Source organism: uncultured Algibacter sp. (genome assembly GCF_905480415.1).
In the GTDB taxonomy this organism is placed as follows: Bacteria; Bacteroidota; Bacteroidia; order Flavobacteriales; family Flavobacteriaceae; genus Algibacter_B.
The window spans coordinates 19,443-36,721 of sequence record NZ_CAJQQI010000028.1 but is presented as its reverse complement, the minus strand read 5'-3'; the positions used below and the strand labels follow the sequence as shown (position 1 = coordinate 36,721).

Here is a 17,279-nt window from a genome sequence, read left to right as displayed (position 1 = left end):
ATGAAAATCAGAATGAAATTAGTACAATACATTTTTTTGGTATTAATGATGCTCTGTTTAAGTTGTGTTCAAGAAAAACAAGCACCAGAAAAACAAGGATTAAGCATAAAGGTAATTGAGGAAAACAAGCTGGTTGTTTATCAGGTTTTTACACGATTATTTGGGAATACGAATACTACAAACAAACCTTGGGGAACGATTGAGGAAAACGGTGTTGGAAAGTTTAATGACTTTACAGAACGCGCTTTACAGGAAATAAAAAATTTAGGCGTAACACATATCTGGTATACAGGTATTCCTCATCATGATGTGATTACAGATTATACTAAATACGGAATTTCAAGTGACGACCCCGATATTGTTAAAGGGCGCGCAGGATCGCCTTATGCGGTTAAAGATTATTACAATGTAAATCCTGATTTGGCAGAAAATGTTGAGCAACGATTAAAGGAATTTCAAGCACTTATAAAACGCACACACGAAGTTGGTTTAAAAGCTATTATTGATATTGTGCCAAATCATGTGGCGCGAAACTATCACAGTATTTCAAAGCCAGAAGGTATAAGAGATTTTGGTGAAGATGATGATATATCTGTCGTTTATCACGTAAATAATAACTTTTATTACAATCCTAATGAAGTATTTAAAGTGCCTGTTTGGGGAAATGGGTATTCGCCTCTAGGAAATGAAAAACATCCCCTTAAGGATGATTATTTTCCTGAAAAACCAGCAAAATGGACAGGGAATGGGTCAAGATTATCTCAACCAGATATGAATGATTGGTATGAAACCGTAAAAGTTAATTATGGAATTTCACCGGAAGGGAAAAAGGATTTTGAAGATCTTCCTGAAGGGTTTGATAATGAAAATTATGAGGAACATTTTGACTTCTGGAAAGATAAAACCGTTCCAAATTCTTGGATAATGTTTAGAGATATTGCCCTCTATTGGTTAGATATGGGTGTTGATGGCTTTCGTTATGATATGGCAGAAATGGTACCCGTGGAGTTTTGGAGTTTTATGAATTCATCTATAAAAATGAAAAATCCGAATGCTTTTTTATTGGCTGAAGTTTATAATCCCGCGCTTTACAGAGATTATATCAAGAAGGGAAAAATGGATTATCTATATGATAAAGTCCAATTGTATGATACCATAAAAAGTGTGATGCAAGGAAAAGGTAAAACAGATCATATTCTCCCAATTTTTGATGATTTAAAAGACATAGAACATCACATGCTTCACTTTTTAGAAAACCATGATGAACAACGTTTAGCTAGTCTAGGTTTTGCAGGAAACGCTAAAAAAGGGATGCCTGCTATGGTGGTTTCGGCAACATCAACAACAGCACCAACTATGATTTATTTTGGTCAGGAAGTCGGTGAAGATGGTTCTGAAAACGCCGGATTTGGTTCGTCTACCAGAACTTCAATCTTTGATTATGTTGGTGTTCCAGCACATCAGCGTTGGGTTAATAACAAACAGTTTGATGGTGGGCAATTAACGAGTGAAGAAAAGGATTTAAGAGATTTTTACAAAAGACTTTTAAATTTCACAATAAACAGTTCTGCTTTAACAAGAAACTACCAAGATATTCATTTATATAATCGTGAGCATGTCAGAGGTTATAGCGATAAAATTCTGTCTTTTGTGCGTTGGAGTGATAATGAAAAGCTCATCATTGTTTCAAATTTTGACGATAATAATGGCACTGAATTTGAATTGAAAATACCTAATAGTATAATTGAAATTTGGAAGTTGGATGATGCGGCTTTAGAGATTGAAGATCAATTATACAATCAATTCAATTCAACTTTAAAAGTAGAAAAGGGTATTGGGACTATCAAAATAAAGCTAGATGCCTTAGAATCTTTTATCTTAAAAATTAAATAGAAATATGAAGTATTTATTAATCGTAATCTCGTTTTTAGTTTTTTTTAATTGTGAAGACAAAAAAAATAACTCTCAAGTAAAACCAAAAATACCTTTTGTCTGGGAAGGCGCAAATGTGTATTTCTTGCTAACGGATCGATTTAATAATGGCGATAATTCTAATGATACTAATTTTGATAGAAACTTAGAAACAGGAAAGCTTCGCGATTTCCAAGGTGGAGATATTAAAGGCATTACACAAAAGATAAAAGAAGGCTACTTCACGGATTTAGGAATCAATGCCATTTGGATGACACCTGTTGTAGAGCAAATTCATGGAGGAACCGATGAAGGAACTGGTTTAAGTTATGGATTTCATGGGTATTGGGCTAGTGATTGGACAACAATAGATCCAAACTTTGGAACTAAAGATGATTTGCATGAATTAGTTGATGCTGCTCACAACCATGGTATTCGTGTGTTGTTAGATGCAGTGATAAATCATACAGGACCAGTAACAGATAAAGATCCTATATGGCCAGAGAATTGGGTCCGCACCGAACCGCAATGTAATTATCAATCCTACGATAATACAATTACGTGTACATTGGTAAAAAACCTTCCAGATATTAAAACTGAAAGTGATGAAGCTGCTGAGTTACCAGTACAACTCGTTGAAAAATGGAGAGCAGAAGGCCGATATGAGCAGGAAATGGTGGAATTAAATGGATTTTTTAAACGAACAGGACACCCGAGAGCGCCACGTTTTTATATTATGAAATGGCTTACCGATTACATCACTGAATTTGGGATTGATGGTTACCGGGTCGATACAGTGAAGCATGTAGAAGAAAATGTGTGGCAAGAATTTAAAAAGCAATGTGATTTTGCTTTTGGGCAATTCAAAAAAAATAATCCTGAGAGAGTACTTGATGATAATAATTTCTATTTAGTTGGTGAGGTTTATAACTACGGTATTTCCAATGCTCAAGCATTCGATTTTGGAGATAAAAAAGTGAACTATTTTGATAGTGCATTTAATGGACTCATTAATTTTGAAGTAAAGTGGGATGCAGCTCAAATGTCGAAAGAAGCGCTTTTTAAAAAATATTCAGATATACTAAATTCGGGATTAAAAGGATATGGAGTTTTAAACTATTTAAGTTCACATGATGATGGACAGCCTTTTGATGCCACAAGAGAAAAGCCTTTTGAAACCGCTACTAAATTATTACTATGTCCTGGTGCCTCTCAAGTATATTATGGTGATGAGTCAGCAAGATCGCTTGTTGTTGATGGTACTATAGGTGATGCAACATTGCGCTCTTTTATGAATTGGGACGCTATTCAAAATACGTCTAGAACAAAAGCAATTATGGAACATTGGCAGAAATTAGGTCAATTTCGGGCAAACCATCCTTCTATTGGTGCGGGTGTCCATCAAATGATTTCTGAATCTCCTTATTTGTTCTACAGAAGTTTTTCAAAAGGTAATTATAAAGATTTAGTTGTTGTTGGTTTAGATTTACCCATTGGAGAAAAAGTGTTAGATGTTTCTAAGGTATTTGAAAATGCTGATACACTTCGCGATGCATATTCAGGTATTTTGAATAAGGTAGTTGATGGAAAAATTACTATTGATTCTAAATTTAATATTCTGCTCCTAGAAAAGATATAAGAATCCTTTATCTAGAAGTAACAAATTTGTAGTTAGGAAGTCTAGTTATTATCGTCTAATACAATAATTTGTAACTTTGTTTGATCAGAAAGCTAACATCATGGATATTAATGATAATATAGAATCACCTTTAAACTTAAAAATAAGTTTTAATATGCTACTTAAGCATTATGAAACTTTAGCTAACAGTAATGATAAATTTATTTCGGAAAAGTCTAGACGCATATTAAAAATAGCAGAGGCATACCCGGAATTGCGATCTGGTTTCAGCGATGTTTCTATATTAGAAAAGAGAGAAAAAGAGATTAATACAATTCTTCAAGATTCATTTTCTCCAATTTTAACTAACAATGAAATTAAAACCGCTTCAGTACCTTTTCATAATTTAATTTTTAACTCTTCAGAACGTTTTAAAAATATATTAGAAATAGCAGGCGATAATTTTGAGCTTCAAATAAAGAATATGCCAGAGGATGATAGGTACATTATCGCATGTAATATTATTTTAAGTTTTTGTTATGGGTATAATTTAAATTTCAAGAGACCGTTTTTTTATGAAATCCCAGACGCAAATGGGATAATTCATTATTACAAAATATTATATAACGCTGATTTTTGTGAGATTATTCCAACTGAGATAGCGCCTAAAATCACTCAAGATGATTATGATAATTTATTAGATAATTTCGAAAACATAGCCCTTTGGAAAGAAAAGTTCCCACCAAATAGCTACATATTTAAAGGCTTTGTAATCTCTAATATTTTTGATGTAACTGATGATCAGTCAATCTCTAACATAAAATCTAGCCTTATAGGAGAAGATAAGGACAAGGATGAAAGCTTTATGCAAGGGTTTAATGAAATTTTTAGATCCCTTTTAGGGATTAATGATATTAAAGTCGGGTTTTCAATTTATAATCAAGAAGAAAATGTTTTTGAGCGTGTTTATGGTATTGGCATGAAAAGCTTTTTACTTAATAATTCTGAGAGTGCAAGTTGCGCAGATGCATTATGTAGTTGGTCATACAATAGATTGCTTAATGAAAACAAATATTTTTCAGTATCAGATGTTGACAAAGTATTTAAAAAAGCAAAAGGTCGGGCCCCACATATAACAGCCCTGTATGAGCAAGGGGTTAAAAGCGCCATATTTGCTCCAATTGCTAATGAAAATGGTTTATTGGGTATTATTGAAATAGTGTCTAATAAACCTCAAGTACTTAATAGTATTAATGCCAATAAATTAATTGATGTGATGCCATATATCGTTTCGGCTGTTGAACGCTCAAAAAATGAAGAAGAGAATTTAATTGAAGCTATTATTCAAAAAGAATGTACCTCTATTCATCCCAGTGTTCATTGGCGATTTGAAAAGGAGGCAAAAGATTTTATTAGAGCGGAAAGAAGTGGCGAACAGGCTAGTTTTAAAAAGATCGCATTTGAAAATATTTACCCGCTTTATGGGCAGATCGATATTAAAGGCTCTTCGGAAGCGCGAAATAAGGCAACGCAACAGGATTTAACACTCCAGTTAACCGCGGTAAAAAGTATTTTTGAAAGTGCTTTAGAATTAGAAGAATTACCAATTTATGAGCAATTTATCTATCAAATTGATGAATATTTAAAAGGATTGAAAGAGCATTTTCAGGTGGATAGCGAGCAGCAAATCTCGGAATTCTTTAAGAAAGACATAGAACCTGGATTGAAGCATTTATATACTACAGACGAATTAAAAGAACAAATTCAAGGGTATTTTGATAGTATTGATGATAAAGTAAATGTGCTTTATAATTATAGGAAGCAGTATGATGATACCATTGCTTTGATTAATAAAGAAATGGCATCACTTTTAGATAGAAAGCAAGTAGAAGCGCAACAAATGTATCCGCATTACTTTGAGCGTTTTAAAACAGACGGAGTAGAGCATAATATGTATGTAGGCGAATCTATTACTAAAGAAGATAGTTTTAATTCTATTTATTTATATAATTTAAGATTATGGCAATTACAAGTCATGTGCGAAATGGAAAATTCATATTACCAAATGCAATCAGAGTTTCCAGTATCATTAGATGTGGCATCGATGATATTGGTGTTTAATCAACCTCTATCTATAAGTTTTAGGATGGATGAAAAACAGTTTGATGTTGACGGTACTTATAATGCTCGCTACGAAATTGTTAAAAAAAGAGTCGATAAAGCCTTTATAAAAGGCACCAAAGAACGTGTTACTCAAAAAGGTAAAATATCAATTATCTATTCTCAGAAACAAGACGAAAGAGAATATTTGAGATATGTTAAGTTTTTACAGTCTAAGAATTACTTAGATACCGATTTAGAGATTGTTGAGCTTCAAGATTTACAAGCAGTAACAGGGCTAAAAGCTATTCGTGTAAGCGTGCTCTATCATAAAAATGAAGAAGATAAAGCCTTTTATACTTATAATGATTTAATGAAGGAAATTAAGGCTTAAACTTTACCACTTGAATATTGAAATGCTAGAGCAAAAGAAATAACACTGACTATAATGCCTACCATGAAAACACTATAGGTTAGTCGCAGTATTTTATATTTTTTATCTAAAACAAGTCCAAGGAAATATAAATCTTTTTTCATTGAAGAATATAAATAGTCCCTGTCTTGCATCATTTCGCCCATAGCCCATTCAAAATCCTTAAGGCTCATTTTATGAAAGTTTCCAAAGAATAGTAGGTTTACTTTTTTATTCGCAACATCATCTTTAGTGAATTTACCCCTTGTTATATTTGGGCGGGTGGCCATAATAGATAATATAATTGATACTACTGTAAATAGAACAAAAATAACGGTAGGCCAAATTAAATAATCATTAGAAGGATTATCTAGTTTAGATACAAGGTTAGACAATACTAAAGATACTATAATAGCATTAACTGATAGCAGAATATTGGCCTTTGTGTCAGCAATGTTACTTAGGTGCATGTGATTTTTTAAGGTAACCCGAAACATGGTTTCAATACCGCGTTCTGGTAATTCTACTTTATTTTTTTTGAAGGTTAATTCGTCTTTTTTCTGGTTTAATTTTTTGCTTTCTTCGTTATTTTTTTTCTTAGTCGTGAGTAATTCTGAAAGATTCTTTCCTTTTCTTTTATTCCAATTTGCAGCGGCCTCACTAGTATGAAAACGATGTTTAGTAGTTAGAAAATTAATATTTTCGTCCAACCATTCGTTTTCAGATAACGTTTTATCGCAGTTTAGTTCCCACTCTTTCCTAAGTAATTCAGATACTTCTATATAGTATTTACTGCCTATATGAGAACAATCAGCATCTCTAATTATTTTCTCTAACTGATTTTTTGGCTCGTGCTCGATTTTAGTAGCAAGAATCAAATCGCAAACAGATTTAATATCGGTTTCTGTATATTTTTGTTCTTTTAAAAAGGCACTAGCTATAGTAACACTTTCTTCTTCGTGGTTTTTAATCGATTTAGTGAAGCCTGTGTCATGAAACCAAGCGGCTATGGTAAGTTGTTCTTTTTCAGTGTCATTCAACTTAGAAAGATTAGCGAGCTCATTGGTTTTTTTAACTACGCTTTGCGTGTGAGTAAGATTATGATAAACAAAAGAAGTATTTAAATTTACATTTAAAAAATTAATCACAAATTTTTCAACTTTATCAGTTAAGGTGTCCATAGATATTAATGGTATTTTCAGTAAAAATACTAAACTTTGAGAACATTAAAATAAAGTATTAATAACGATATATTTTGTCGTAAATTTCATTAATGCTTTCAATAATACCAAAAAATAAAAGCTTGTAAGTTTTTGAACATAGTTTCGACTTATGATTAGTATTGAAAGCATATAATAATTTAACAAAGAAAGGACAAAAAGTATGCTAACTTGGAAAGAAGTAATCAACTTTTCCGTGAAAGGAAATCCAACTCCAGATAAACGAGTTGAAAAATCAGAAGCCGAATGGCAAGAGTTGTTAACGCCAGAGCAGTTTAGAATTACAAGACTTAAAGGAACAGAAAGACCTCACAGTGGCGCGCTTTGCAGTATTCATGAAGCTGGAAAGTACAATTGCGTGTGTTGTGATACGCCACTATTTGATTCTTCTATTAAGTTTGAATCGGATACTGGGTGGCCAAGTTTTACACAACCTATTAAAGAAAACGCTATTAAATACGAAAGGGATGGAGCTTTTGGAATGGTGCGCGTTGAGGTTATGTGTAATACTTGTGATGCGCATTTAGGTCATATTTTCCCTGATGGTCCTGAGCCTAGTGGATTGCGATATTGCATTAATTCAGAATCTATGCAATTAGAGAAAGGTGTTACAAATGAGAACTAACAATTTACAAATTGCCACAGTTGGTGGTGGCTGTTTTTGGTGTACAGAAGCAGTATTTCAAGAAGTAAAAGGTGTTGAAAAAGTAGTGTCGGGGTATTCCGGAGGTAATGTTCCTGGACATCCCACATACCGTGAGATATGTTCTGGCTTGACAGGCCATGCCGAAGTGGTACAAATTACGTTTGATGCCAATATTATTTCTTATGAAAATATTTTAGCGATATTCATGACTACGCACGATCCTACAACGTTGAATAAACAAGGTGCAGATCGAGGTACGCAGTATCGTTCAGTGATTTATTATCATAACGAGTTACAAAAGGAAATAGCTGAAATTGTTTCAAAAGAAGTTTCGCGGTATTACGAAAACCCAATTGTGACTGAAATTAGTCCTTTAGCTGTTTTTTATGAAGCGGAAAAAGAACATCAAGATTATTATAGAAATAATCAGTCACAAGGATATTGCAGTTTTGTAATTAATCCAAAATTGGCAAAACTTAGAAAACTTCATTCAGATAAATTGAAGTAGAATTAATGAAAATTAAATTTAAAGAAAGGGACAACAGATGTCTAATCAATTAGAAGGTGTTAAAGTGTTTAAGGCTCCAGAATTTGAAGTCAATAACTGGATTGATGCCTATGGAAGTAAAACAGAACCAATAAAACTTTCAGATTTTAAAGGAAAATTTAAAATTATCTATTGTTTTCAAAGTTGGTGTCCAGGATGTCATAGTAAAGGGTTGCCAGATTTAAAAAAAATGGTAGAAGCTTTAAAGAGCAATGAGAGTGTTGCTTTTCTAGCGGTTCAAACTGTTTTTGAAGGTCATGATTCCAATACTTTTGAAAAGATGGTAGAAACTCAAAAGCAATATAATTTAATGATACCTTTTGGGCATGATGCTGGCGATGATGGTAAATCTATTTCTAATATCATGAAGAACTACCAAACAGGAGGAACACCTTGGTTCTTGTTTATTGATAAACATGACAATGTGGTATTTTCAGATTTTCATTTGAATCAAGTTGCGGCAATTGAGTTGCTTAAAACCATGTAAATCATGAAACCTGAAATTAAACTTTATGGCACCGAAAGGTGCCATAAAACTATGTATTATAAAGAATATTTAGAGGATTTGAATTTAGAATATCAATTCCTTGATGTAGAATTAAATCAAGCTCATACAGAAGCATTGAGAAGCTTATACGAAAACAGAAAACTTAATTTTCCAATCGTAACTATTGGAGAAAAGAAATTGAGAAATCCTTCAGATACCGAATTAAAAAAATGGATTGAAAAATTAATATGAAGTTAAATATAAAAGATAAGTTTAATAAAAAATTACCTGCAGATCCAATTTTGGAAAACACCAGAAGACAAGTTTCTAAAGCGTGTTTTTCAAATGTATTGCCAAAACAAACTGCAAAACCAGAATTGTTACATGTATCTCCAGAAATGCTTGAAAATATTGGGTTATCTGATGCTGATGCTAAAAGTGATGCTTTTTTAAGAGTTTTTACAGGAAACGAAGTGCTAACTAATACAAAACCATATGCCATGTGTTATGGTGGGCATCAATTTGGAAATTGGGCAGGACAATTGGGCGATGGTCGCGCTATAAATTTATTTGAAGTTGAGCACAACCATAAAAATTGGGTATTACAATTAAAAGGTGCTGGAGAAACACCATATTCAAGAACTGCTGATGGTTTAGCGGTGTTGCGATCTTCTGTCCGTGAGTATTTGTGTAGCGAAGCCATATATCATTTAGGAATTCCTACAACTAGAGCCTTGTCTTTGGCATTATCTGGAGACCAAGTATTGCGAGATATTATGTATGATGGTAATTCTGCTTACGAGAAAGGAGCAATTGTTTGTAGAACAGCTGAATCTTTTTTACGCTTTGGAAGCTATCAAATTTTTGGAGCAAGACAAGATGAAGAAACGCTTAAAACTTTGGTTGATTATACCATAAGAAATCATTTTTCACGTTTAGGAAAGCCTTCAAAAGAAACATATATCGCCTTTTTTAAGGAAGTTTCAAACCGTACTTTAGATATGATTATCCATTGGCAACGTGTTGGATTTGTGCATGGCGTGATGAATACCGATAATATGTCCATTTTAGGATTAACCATAGATTATGGGCCTTATGGCTGGTTAGAAGGTTATGAATATGGTTGGACACCAAACACCACGGATAGGCAACATAAACGTTACCGGTACGGAAATCAACCCAATATTGGTTTGTGGAATCTATTACAATTAGCAAATGCTATGTATCCTTTAATTGAAGATGCAGAACCTTTGGAAGCTGTTTTAAATCAATATAAAACTGATTTCGAAACCCGTTTGCTTAACATGATGCGTTCAAAGTTAGGATTACATATTGAAGATGAAAATGATCAGAAGTTAATTCTAGAATTGGAAGATATTTTGCATTCAACGGAAACTGACATGACTATTTTCTTTAGGAATTTAGGTAATTTCAAAAAAAGCGAAGCCTTAAAGGGATTAATAATAATTCAAGATGCCTTTTATAAGACAGAAGAGGTTGTTGGAAACATTCAAAAACGATGGAACGAGTGGTTTGAAAATTATGCTGACAGATTAAAAAAAGAGACGTTTTCAGACGAAGAAAGAAAAGAAAAAATGAATACTACTAATCCCAAATATGTATTACGAAATTATATGGCGCAATTAGCCATTGATGATGCAGATAAAGGAGATTATAAGTTGATAGATGAATTGTTTCAAATGCTCAAAAAGCCATATGATGAACAATTAGAGTATCAAAAATGGTTTGCGAAACGGCCCGATTGGGCAAGAGATAAAGTAGGGTGTTCCATGTTGTCCTGCAGTTCGTAATGGAAGTTTTACAAAAAATAGCTATCGGAGGCGGTTGCCATTGGTGTACCGAAGCAGTATTTCAATCTTTAGTTGGTGTTTCAAAAGTGGAGCAAGGTTTTGTGTCTTCAACGGGAGATAATACTACCTTTTCAGAAGCGGTTATTGTACATTTTAATTCTGAAGATATGTCTTTGGGAATGCTAATTGAAATTCATTCACATACTCATAAAAGCACATCTAATCATTCCATGCGCACCAAATACCGTTCTGCGGTATATGTGTTTTCAAAAGAACAAAAACAGGAAGCGAAACAAATATTAGAATCGCTTCAAAATCAATTTGAGAATAAATTGATTACAGAAGTTCTACCTTTTGAATCATTCAAAGCCTCACGAGAGCAAATTCAAAATTATTAGTATAATAATCCAGAAAAGCCTTTTTGTGAACGTTTTATTAATCCAAAATTGGAAGTATTGCTAAAACGATTTTCAAATTACACTAATAAAAACAAGTTAAAACATCTAACACTCCATAGAACATCTTGATGAAATGGGATTAGTTATGGAAAAACCTGACTATATGAACCACATGAGTAAAAATTAAAATTTATTGGTAATATAGATGAAAAACAAAATTAAAAGATATCGCATCGAATTGTCCAATACACAAAACGTGGCAAAGTGAAGTCATTATTAAAACAAAACTAATGAATTAATTATCATGAATTTAATTGAAAATATTAAGGCTTATTTTAAAAGAAAATCAGAAAATAAAGAAACGGGAAATGCTCCTGAAGGTGTGTGTCCAAATTGTTGGGGAAGACAGGAATGGGAAGGCGAGCACTATAAGTTTATGAAAGGAGAGCATGGAAACCCAAGTGCAGGAACCTATAATACATTTATACAAGATGTCGCTAGGAAATTAGATAAGATAACCATAAATGAGAACACGTATACTTGCGAAACCTGCGAAGTAATATACAACCATAAGCATTAGTATGATAAAAACCCAAATAGGATTAGGTTTAGCGGCTATAGGAAGACCGGAATATATAAATATTAGAACAGATAATTCTATTGATAAATCTGAAGATGCCTTTAAAAAGAATGCCTTTTCTGTATTGAATGAAGCTTATAAGTTGGGTGTTCGATATTTTGATACAGCACCATCTTATGGTAAAGGTGAAGCTTTTTTACAGGAATGGAATGATGTAAATAATCATTATGATGCGGTTTTAGGTACAAAATGGGGGTATACTTATGTTGCTAATTGGAAGTTAGGTTTTGATGGAAAACATGAAGTAAAAGAACATTCTACTGAGAAGTTGGAAGAGCAATGGGACGTTTCAAAACAGTTGCTTCCAAGGTTAAAATACTATCAAGTACATTCAGCGACTTTTGAAAGTGGCATTTTAGAAAATGAAGCTGTTCTAAATCAATTATATCAAATAAAAAAAGAAACAGGATTGCATATTGGTATTACTACAAGTGGCGCAAACCAAAAAGAAGTCATTAAAGCAGCTATAGAAGTTAAAGTTAATGATGATGAATTGTTTGATAGTTTTCAAGTAACGTATAATGTATTTGATCAGTCTTCTTTTTCAATTTTAGGCGACGTATTAAAGCAAGGTAAATGTGTTATAATTAAAGAAGCATTAGCTAACGGACGTATATTTCGAAATGAAAAATTTCAGCAGTATAATAAAGTGTATAACATTTTAGAAGCGTTATCAAAAAAGTATGAGGTTGGGGTTGATGCTATCGCATTACGTTTTATAATGGACAATTTACAACCAACTTACGTACTTAGTGGTGCTTCAAATAAAACACATTTAAAACAAAACTTAAAAGCTTTAAATTTCAACCTTACTCTCGAAGAATTAAAATTGCTAAAAACTTTAAAACAAGCTCCAGAATCCTATTGGAAAGAGCGAAGTTCATTAAATTGGAACTAAATAAAATTGTAATTATTATCTTTAAAAAATTAAGCTAACCTAATATGAAGTTTCAAAAAATAACATTTCTGTTCGTCGTTATAATTTCCCTAAACGCCTGTGCAACTTATAATTCTCAATATAAAGCTACTATTAAGCAAACTGCTTTTCCAGATAAAAAAATAGCACATTCCTTTTATTTAATTGGTGATGCAGGTAATTCTCCTATAGGATCATCTTCAGAGGCTTTAAAGGCTTTTAAGTCTGAATTAAATAAGGCATCAAAAAACAGTACAGCTATTTTTTTGGGTGATAATATTTATCCTAAAGGTTTACCTGGAAAAAAAGATGAGAGTAGGGCTTTCGCCGAATATCAGTTAAAGGCACAAACTAGTGCTGTAAAAGATTTTAAAGGAGAAGCTATTTTTATTCCTGGAAATCATGATTGGTATAGTAATGGTTTAAAAGGCTTAAAACGACAAGAAAAATACATTGAAGATGCTCTTGGAAAAAATACATTTTTACCTGAAAATGGATGCCCAATTGAAAAAGTAGAAATCTCAGATGATATCGTTATGATTATTATTGATTCTGAATGGTATTTAACAAACTGGGATAAACACCCAACAATAAATGATGATTGCGAAATTAAAACACGATTTAAGTTTTTTGAAGAGTTAGAAAGTTTAATTAAAAAAGCTAGAGGGAAAACGACTATTATCGCTTTGCATCATCCAATGTTTACCAATGGGCCTCATGGCGGACAATATGATTTTGTATCTCATTTAAAACCTATTCCTATTTTAGGAACCTTAAAAAATATACTAAGAAAAACGAGTGGAGTGTCTCCTGCCGATTTGCAAAACAAAAAGTACAATGCCTTTAAAAAACGTGTTGTTACCTTAGCTCAAGAAAATGATAAAGCCCTTTTTGTATCTGGACATGAACATAGTTTGCAGTATTTAGTTAAAGATAATTTACCTCAAATTATTAGTGGTGCTGGCTCAAAATCGACTGCTACTCGTAATGTAAATGGGGAGTTTTCTACAAGCGATTCTGGTTTTACCAGGTTAGATGTGTTTAAAGATGGGTCATCAGCTGTTCGGTTTTATTCAGCTCAAGATGATAAAGTTATTTTTCAAACAGAAGTATTTTCAGAAGATAAAGTGGATAATATTTCCACTTATGATGATTCTTTTCCTGACCAAAAAACGGCGTCAGTGTATTCTGAAAAAGAAATCGTTAAAAGTGGTTTCTATAAATATATTTGGGGAGAACGTTATAGAACATATTATGGTGCAAAAGTAATAGTGCCAACTGTTAATTTAGACACTCTGTTTGGAGGCTTAACACCAACAAGAAAAGGAGGTGGACACCAATCAAAATCGCTTCAATTTATAAATAAAGATGGTAAACGCTATGTTATGCGTGCCATCAGAAAAAGTGCCACGGTGTATCTACAAGCTATGGCTTTTAAAGATCAGTATATCGAAGGGCAGTTTGATGGAACAGCTACCGAAAGTTTATTACAAGATTTTTATACAGGATCCCACCCTTATGCGCCATTTGTAACCGGTGATTTATCTGATGCGGTTAATTTATACCATACCAATCCGGTATTATATTTTGTTCCAAAACAACATGCTTTATCGAGTTTTAACCAAGATTTTGGAGATGAATTATATATGATAGAAGAGCATGTATCTGATGGTCATGGAAATCTTAATAGTTTTGGGAACTCAAATAAAATTGAAAGTACTAACGATTTAATGAAGAAGCTGCGTAAAGACGAAAAATATGTAGTTGATGACGAGATGTTTTTAAGAGCTCGATTATTTGATATGGCAATTGGTGATTGGGATAGGCATGTTGACCAATGGCGTTGGGCTGAGTTTAAAGAGTCTGGCAAAGTTGTTTATAGACCAATTCCTAGAGATAGAGATCAAGCATTTTCTATAATGGGAGATGGTGCTTTAATGAATTTAGCAACTCGAATTGTACCACCTTTAAAACTAATGGAAGGATTTAATGATGACATTAGAAATGTAAAAGGATTTAATTTTAGTCCGTTTTCTTTAGATATGATGTTGTTAAATGAAACCACAAAACAACAATGGGAAGAGCAGGTGGCTTTCATTCAAAAGAACTTGACTGATGCTATTATTGATAATGCATTTAAGAACTTTCCGGATGAAGTTCAAGACCAAACAGTTCAAGAGATAAAACGAGTGCTTCAAGCACGACTTAAAAATCTCCCAGAAATAGCAAACATATATTATAAGGCGCTTAATAAAACGCCACTAGTAAAAGGAACTGATAAAGACGATTTGTTTGAAATTGAGCGTATGCCAAACGGAAACACCAAACTATCAGCGTATCGCATTAAGAATGGTAAGAAAGGAACTGTTTTACATCAAAAGAAATATAATAAAGAAGATACCAAAGAAATTTGGGTATATGGATTAGATGATGATGATGTGTTTAATGTTATTGGAGAGGGAGATAATCTTATTAAATTAAGGCTAGTTGGAGGACAAAATAATGATACATATACTATTGAAAATGGAAAGAAAGTTAAAATGTATGATTACAAGTCTAAGAAAAATGAGTTTACTACCAATAAAGGGAGCAAAAACTTAACAGATGATTATGAAACAAATATATATGATTACGCAAAGCCCAAAAATAGTACCAATCAATTTACGCCATTATTAGGCGCGAACCCAGATGATGGTTTTAAAATGGGATTTACAAATGTGCTTACCAATTATGGTTTTGAACGTAATCCGTTTAGTTCGCAACATACTTTTTCTGGGGCTTACTATTTTGCTACAAGTGGATTCGATTTTGAATATAATGGTGAATTTGCTAATGTAATTGGTTCATGGAATTTAGGGTTGAATGCTAAATATACAAGTCCCAATTATGCTATTAATTTCTTTGGTTTTGGAAATAGTACATCTAACTTAAATAGTGATGACGAGGATAATTTTGATTTAGACTATAATCGTGTAAAATTGAGTACACTAAAATTTGCACCATCATTAAATTGGAGAGGTGAGTTAGGCGCGCATTTTAAATTAGGTTTAAGTTATGAGTCCATTGAAGTTGAAAAAACGAGTGATCGATATATAAATACATTTTATGTAGCTAACGGAGAAGAAAATCAGGAAGATTTTGTAGGAGTTGAGGCTATGTATAGTTATCAAAATAAAGATAGCGAAGCATTTCCTACTTTAGGAATGCAAACCAGTTTAAAATTTGGTTATACCTCTAATTTAGAAGAGTCAAAAGGATTTGCCTATTTTATACCAGAACTTGGATTTGATTATAAACTAGTGCCTAGTGGTCAGCTTGTTTTTGCTACGCATGCTAAAGCGCATCTTATTTTTGGTGATGATTTTGAGTTTTATCAAGGGGCAAATTTAGGAGCAAATAATGGGCTACGTGGTTATCGAAACGAACGTTTTTCTGGTAAGAATTCATTTTATCAAAACACCGATTTACGTTTAAACTTGCGTACAGTTAAAACAGGACTACTTCCTTTAAATATAGGGGTTTATGCTGGTTTTGATTATGGACGTATTTGGATTGATGACGAATTGGTTTTAAATAGTAACTCCTTTAATTCAAGCATGTGGAATAGCTCAATAGGTGGTGGTGTTTTTGCAAATGCTGCAGATATTCTAACATTAAACTTATCTGCTTTTAATAGTGATGACGGATTACGTTTGGCCTTTAAAGTTGGATTTGGATTTTAGTCTAATTTAAACTCATACAGGTTTCCGCCCTTGCCATGCGCTTTTTCGTCCGTAATATATAAAGTTTGGTTGTCCTTAAAACAGACGCCTTCTTTTTGTGATTCAAAAGAAAAATCATATTGCTTTAGGGTTCCGCTAAAAAAGTCATCATTAGTGAAGTTTGTAAATACATAAACAGATTTTGGAGAAAGAATGGCGACAGATTTACCATCATTACTAATATCTGCCGAGGTAATCCAACAGCCTAAATCGTTACAAGAGTTAAAAGAACTAACAAATTCAGCAATATGATGTCCTGCTTTTGTCGGAATTTTATATAAGTTTGTTTTACCAAAATCGTTTTTTACACGACTTTTAGTAAATAAGTATAAACTATCATTGTAATGGAAAAATGCTTCGCAATCAAAATACATGCTTTTCTTTTTTGGAGGAAATTTTGTCTGATTTGGATATTTAAATGAAATACGGTCAATATTAATGTTACTTTTATTTTTTAGAGAATCAACACTAATTTTTAATACAGTTAAATTCTTACGTTTATTGTTGTTATTTCCGAAATCACCTATGTATAAGTTGCCATTTTGATCAGATGTTAAGTCTTCCCAATCATTATTTTGAGCATTAATTTTTAATTCTTTTTTAATATTCCCTTTGTTGTTTACACCATAAATTCTAGCTTCGTTGCCACCATCGTTTAGCATCCAAACCCAGTCTATGTTTGATGTTGTTTCAGTTCCAGAAACTTCATTTAAAGTCTTTGGCAAGTCTGCTATAACGTTTAGATTTCCAGTATTGCAAGCAGAAACAATCAAAAAAATTAAAATTAGAAGTTTATTCATTTAGGAAGTCAA

Annotated in this window: 14 protein-coding genes; 12 read left to right on the top strand and 2 right to left on the bottom strand. The window is 32.6% G+C overall.

Going from position 1 to position 17,279, the window contains the following annotated elements:
- Positions 1-12: 12 nt before the first annotated feature.
- From QZ260_RS02715 to QZ260_RS02705, 3 genes are all read left to right on the top strand, one after another.
- Positions 13-1,893, top strand: coding sequence for an alpha-amylase family protein (locus QZ260_RS02715; protein ID WP_295982447.1), 1,881 nt, complete (start codon positions 13-15; stop codon positions 1,891-1,893).
- Between the two features lie 4 nt (positions 1,894-1,897).
- The gene (locus QZ260_RS02710) at positions 1,898-3,550 is read left to right on the top strand and encodes an alpha-amylase family glycosyl hydrolase (protein ID WP_295982444.1); all 1,653 of its coding nucleotides are present in this window, start codon (positions 1,898-1,900) and stop codon (positions 3,548-3,550) included.
- 100 nt (positions 3,551-3,650) lie between these two features.
- The gene (locus tag QZ260_RS02705; RefSeq protein WP_295982466.1) at positions 3,651-6,023 is read left to right on the top strand and encodes a GAF domain-containing protein; all 2,373 of its coding nucleotides are present in this window, start codon (positions 3,651-3,653) and stop codon (positions 6,021-6,023) included.
- Here the strand turns inward: QZ260_RS02705 and QZ260_RS02700 are convergent.
- A complete protein-coding gene (locus QZ260_RS02700) occupies positions 6,020-7,222 on the bottom strand; it encodes a Pycsar system effector family protein (RefSeq protein ID WP_295982440.1) in 1,203 nt (400 codons plus the stop codon). The genes QZ260_RS02705 and QZ260_RS02700 overlap by 4 nt on opposite strands.
- A 202-nt stretch (positions 7,223-7,424) precedes the next feature.
- Between QZ260_RS02700 and msrB the strand changes: the two genes are divergently transcribed.
- The 9 genes from msrB to QZ260_RS02655 all read left to right on the top strand — a co-directional run bounded on the left by msrB (position 7,425) and on the right by QZ260_RS02655 (position 16,428).
- Positions 7,425-7,886, top strand: a complete 462-nt coding sequence (gene msrB, locus QZ260_RS02695) for a peptide-methionine (R)-S-oxide reductase MsrB (protein ID WP_295982438.1) — start codon at positions 7,425-7,427, stop codon at positions 7,884-7,886.
- On the top strand, positions 7,876-8,415 hold the full coding sequence (msrA, locus tag QZ260_RS02690; RefSeq protein ID WP_295982435.1) for a peptide-methionine (S)-S-oxide reductase MsrA: 540 nt from the start codon (positions 7,876-7,878) through the stop codon (positions 8,413-8,415). Before msrB ends, msrA begins: the two co-directional genes overlap by 11 nt.
- A gap of 37 nt (positions 8,416-8,452) precedes the next feature.
- Positions 8,453-8,941: a TlpA disulfide reductase family protein gene (locus QZ260_RS02685; protein ID WP_295982433.1), complete on the top strand. Its 489-nt coding sequence runs from the start codon at positions 8,453-8,455 to the stop codon at positions 8,939-8,941.
- 3 nt (positions 8,942-8,944) lie between these two features.
- A complete protein-coding gene (locus QZ260_RS02680; RefSeq protein WP_295982431.1) occupies positions 8,945-9,193 on the top strand; it encodes a glutaredoxin domain-containing protein in 249 nt (82 codons plus the stop codon).
- Entirely contained in the window at positions 9,190-10,752 is a 1,563-nt protein-coding gene (locus QZ260_RS02675; RefSeq protein WP_295982429.1) for a protein adenylyltransferase SelO, read from the top strand. Before QZ260_RS02680 ends, QZ260_RS02675 begins: the two co-directional genes overlap by 4 nt.
- A complete protein-coding gene (locus QZ260_RS02670) occupies positions 10,752-11,150 on the top strand; it encodes a peptide-methionine (S)-S-oxide reductase (protein WP_365969065.1) in 399 nt (132 codons plus the stop codon). The genes QZ260_RS02675 and QZ260_RS02670 overlap by 1 nt, the downstream gene beginning before the upstream one ends.
- 304 nt (positions 11,151-11,454) lie before the next feature.
- Entirely contained in the window at positions 11,455-11,730 is a 276-nt protein-coding gene (locus tag QZ260_RS02665; protein ID WP_295982427.1) for a hypothetical protein, read from the top strand.
- Position 11,731: 1 nt separating this feature from the next.
- Positions 11,732-12,688 (top strand): aldo/keto reductase, encoded by a 957-nt coding sequence (locus QZ260_RS02660; RefSeq protein WP_295982425.1) that lies wholly within the window; start codon positions 11,732-11,734, stop codon positions 12,686-12,688.
- 44 nt (positions 12,689-12,732) lie between these two features.
- Positions 12,733-16,428: a metallophosphoesterase gene (locus QZ260_RS02655; RefSeq protein WP_295982423.1), complete on the top strand. Its 3,696-nt coding sequence runs from the start codon at positions 12,733-12,735 to the stop codon at positions 16,426-16,428.
- Here the strand turns inward: QZ260_RS02655 and QZ260_RS02650 are convergent.
- Positions 16,425-17,267 carry a hypothetical protein gene (locus tag QZ260_RS02650; protein WP_295982420.1) on the bottom strand — a complete coding sequence of 281 codons (843 nt, stop codon included), beginning with the start codon at positions 17,265-17,267 and terminating at the stop codon, positions 16,425-16,427. The genes QZ260_RS02655 and QZ260_RS02650 overlap by 4 nt on opposite strands.
- Positions 17,268-17,279: the final 12 nt, after the last annotated feature.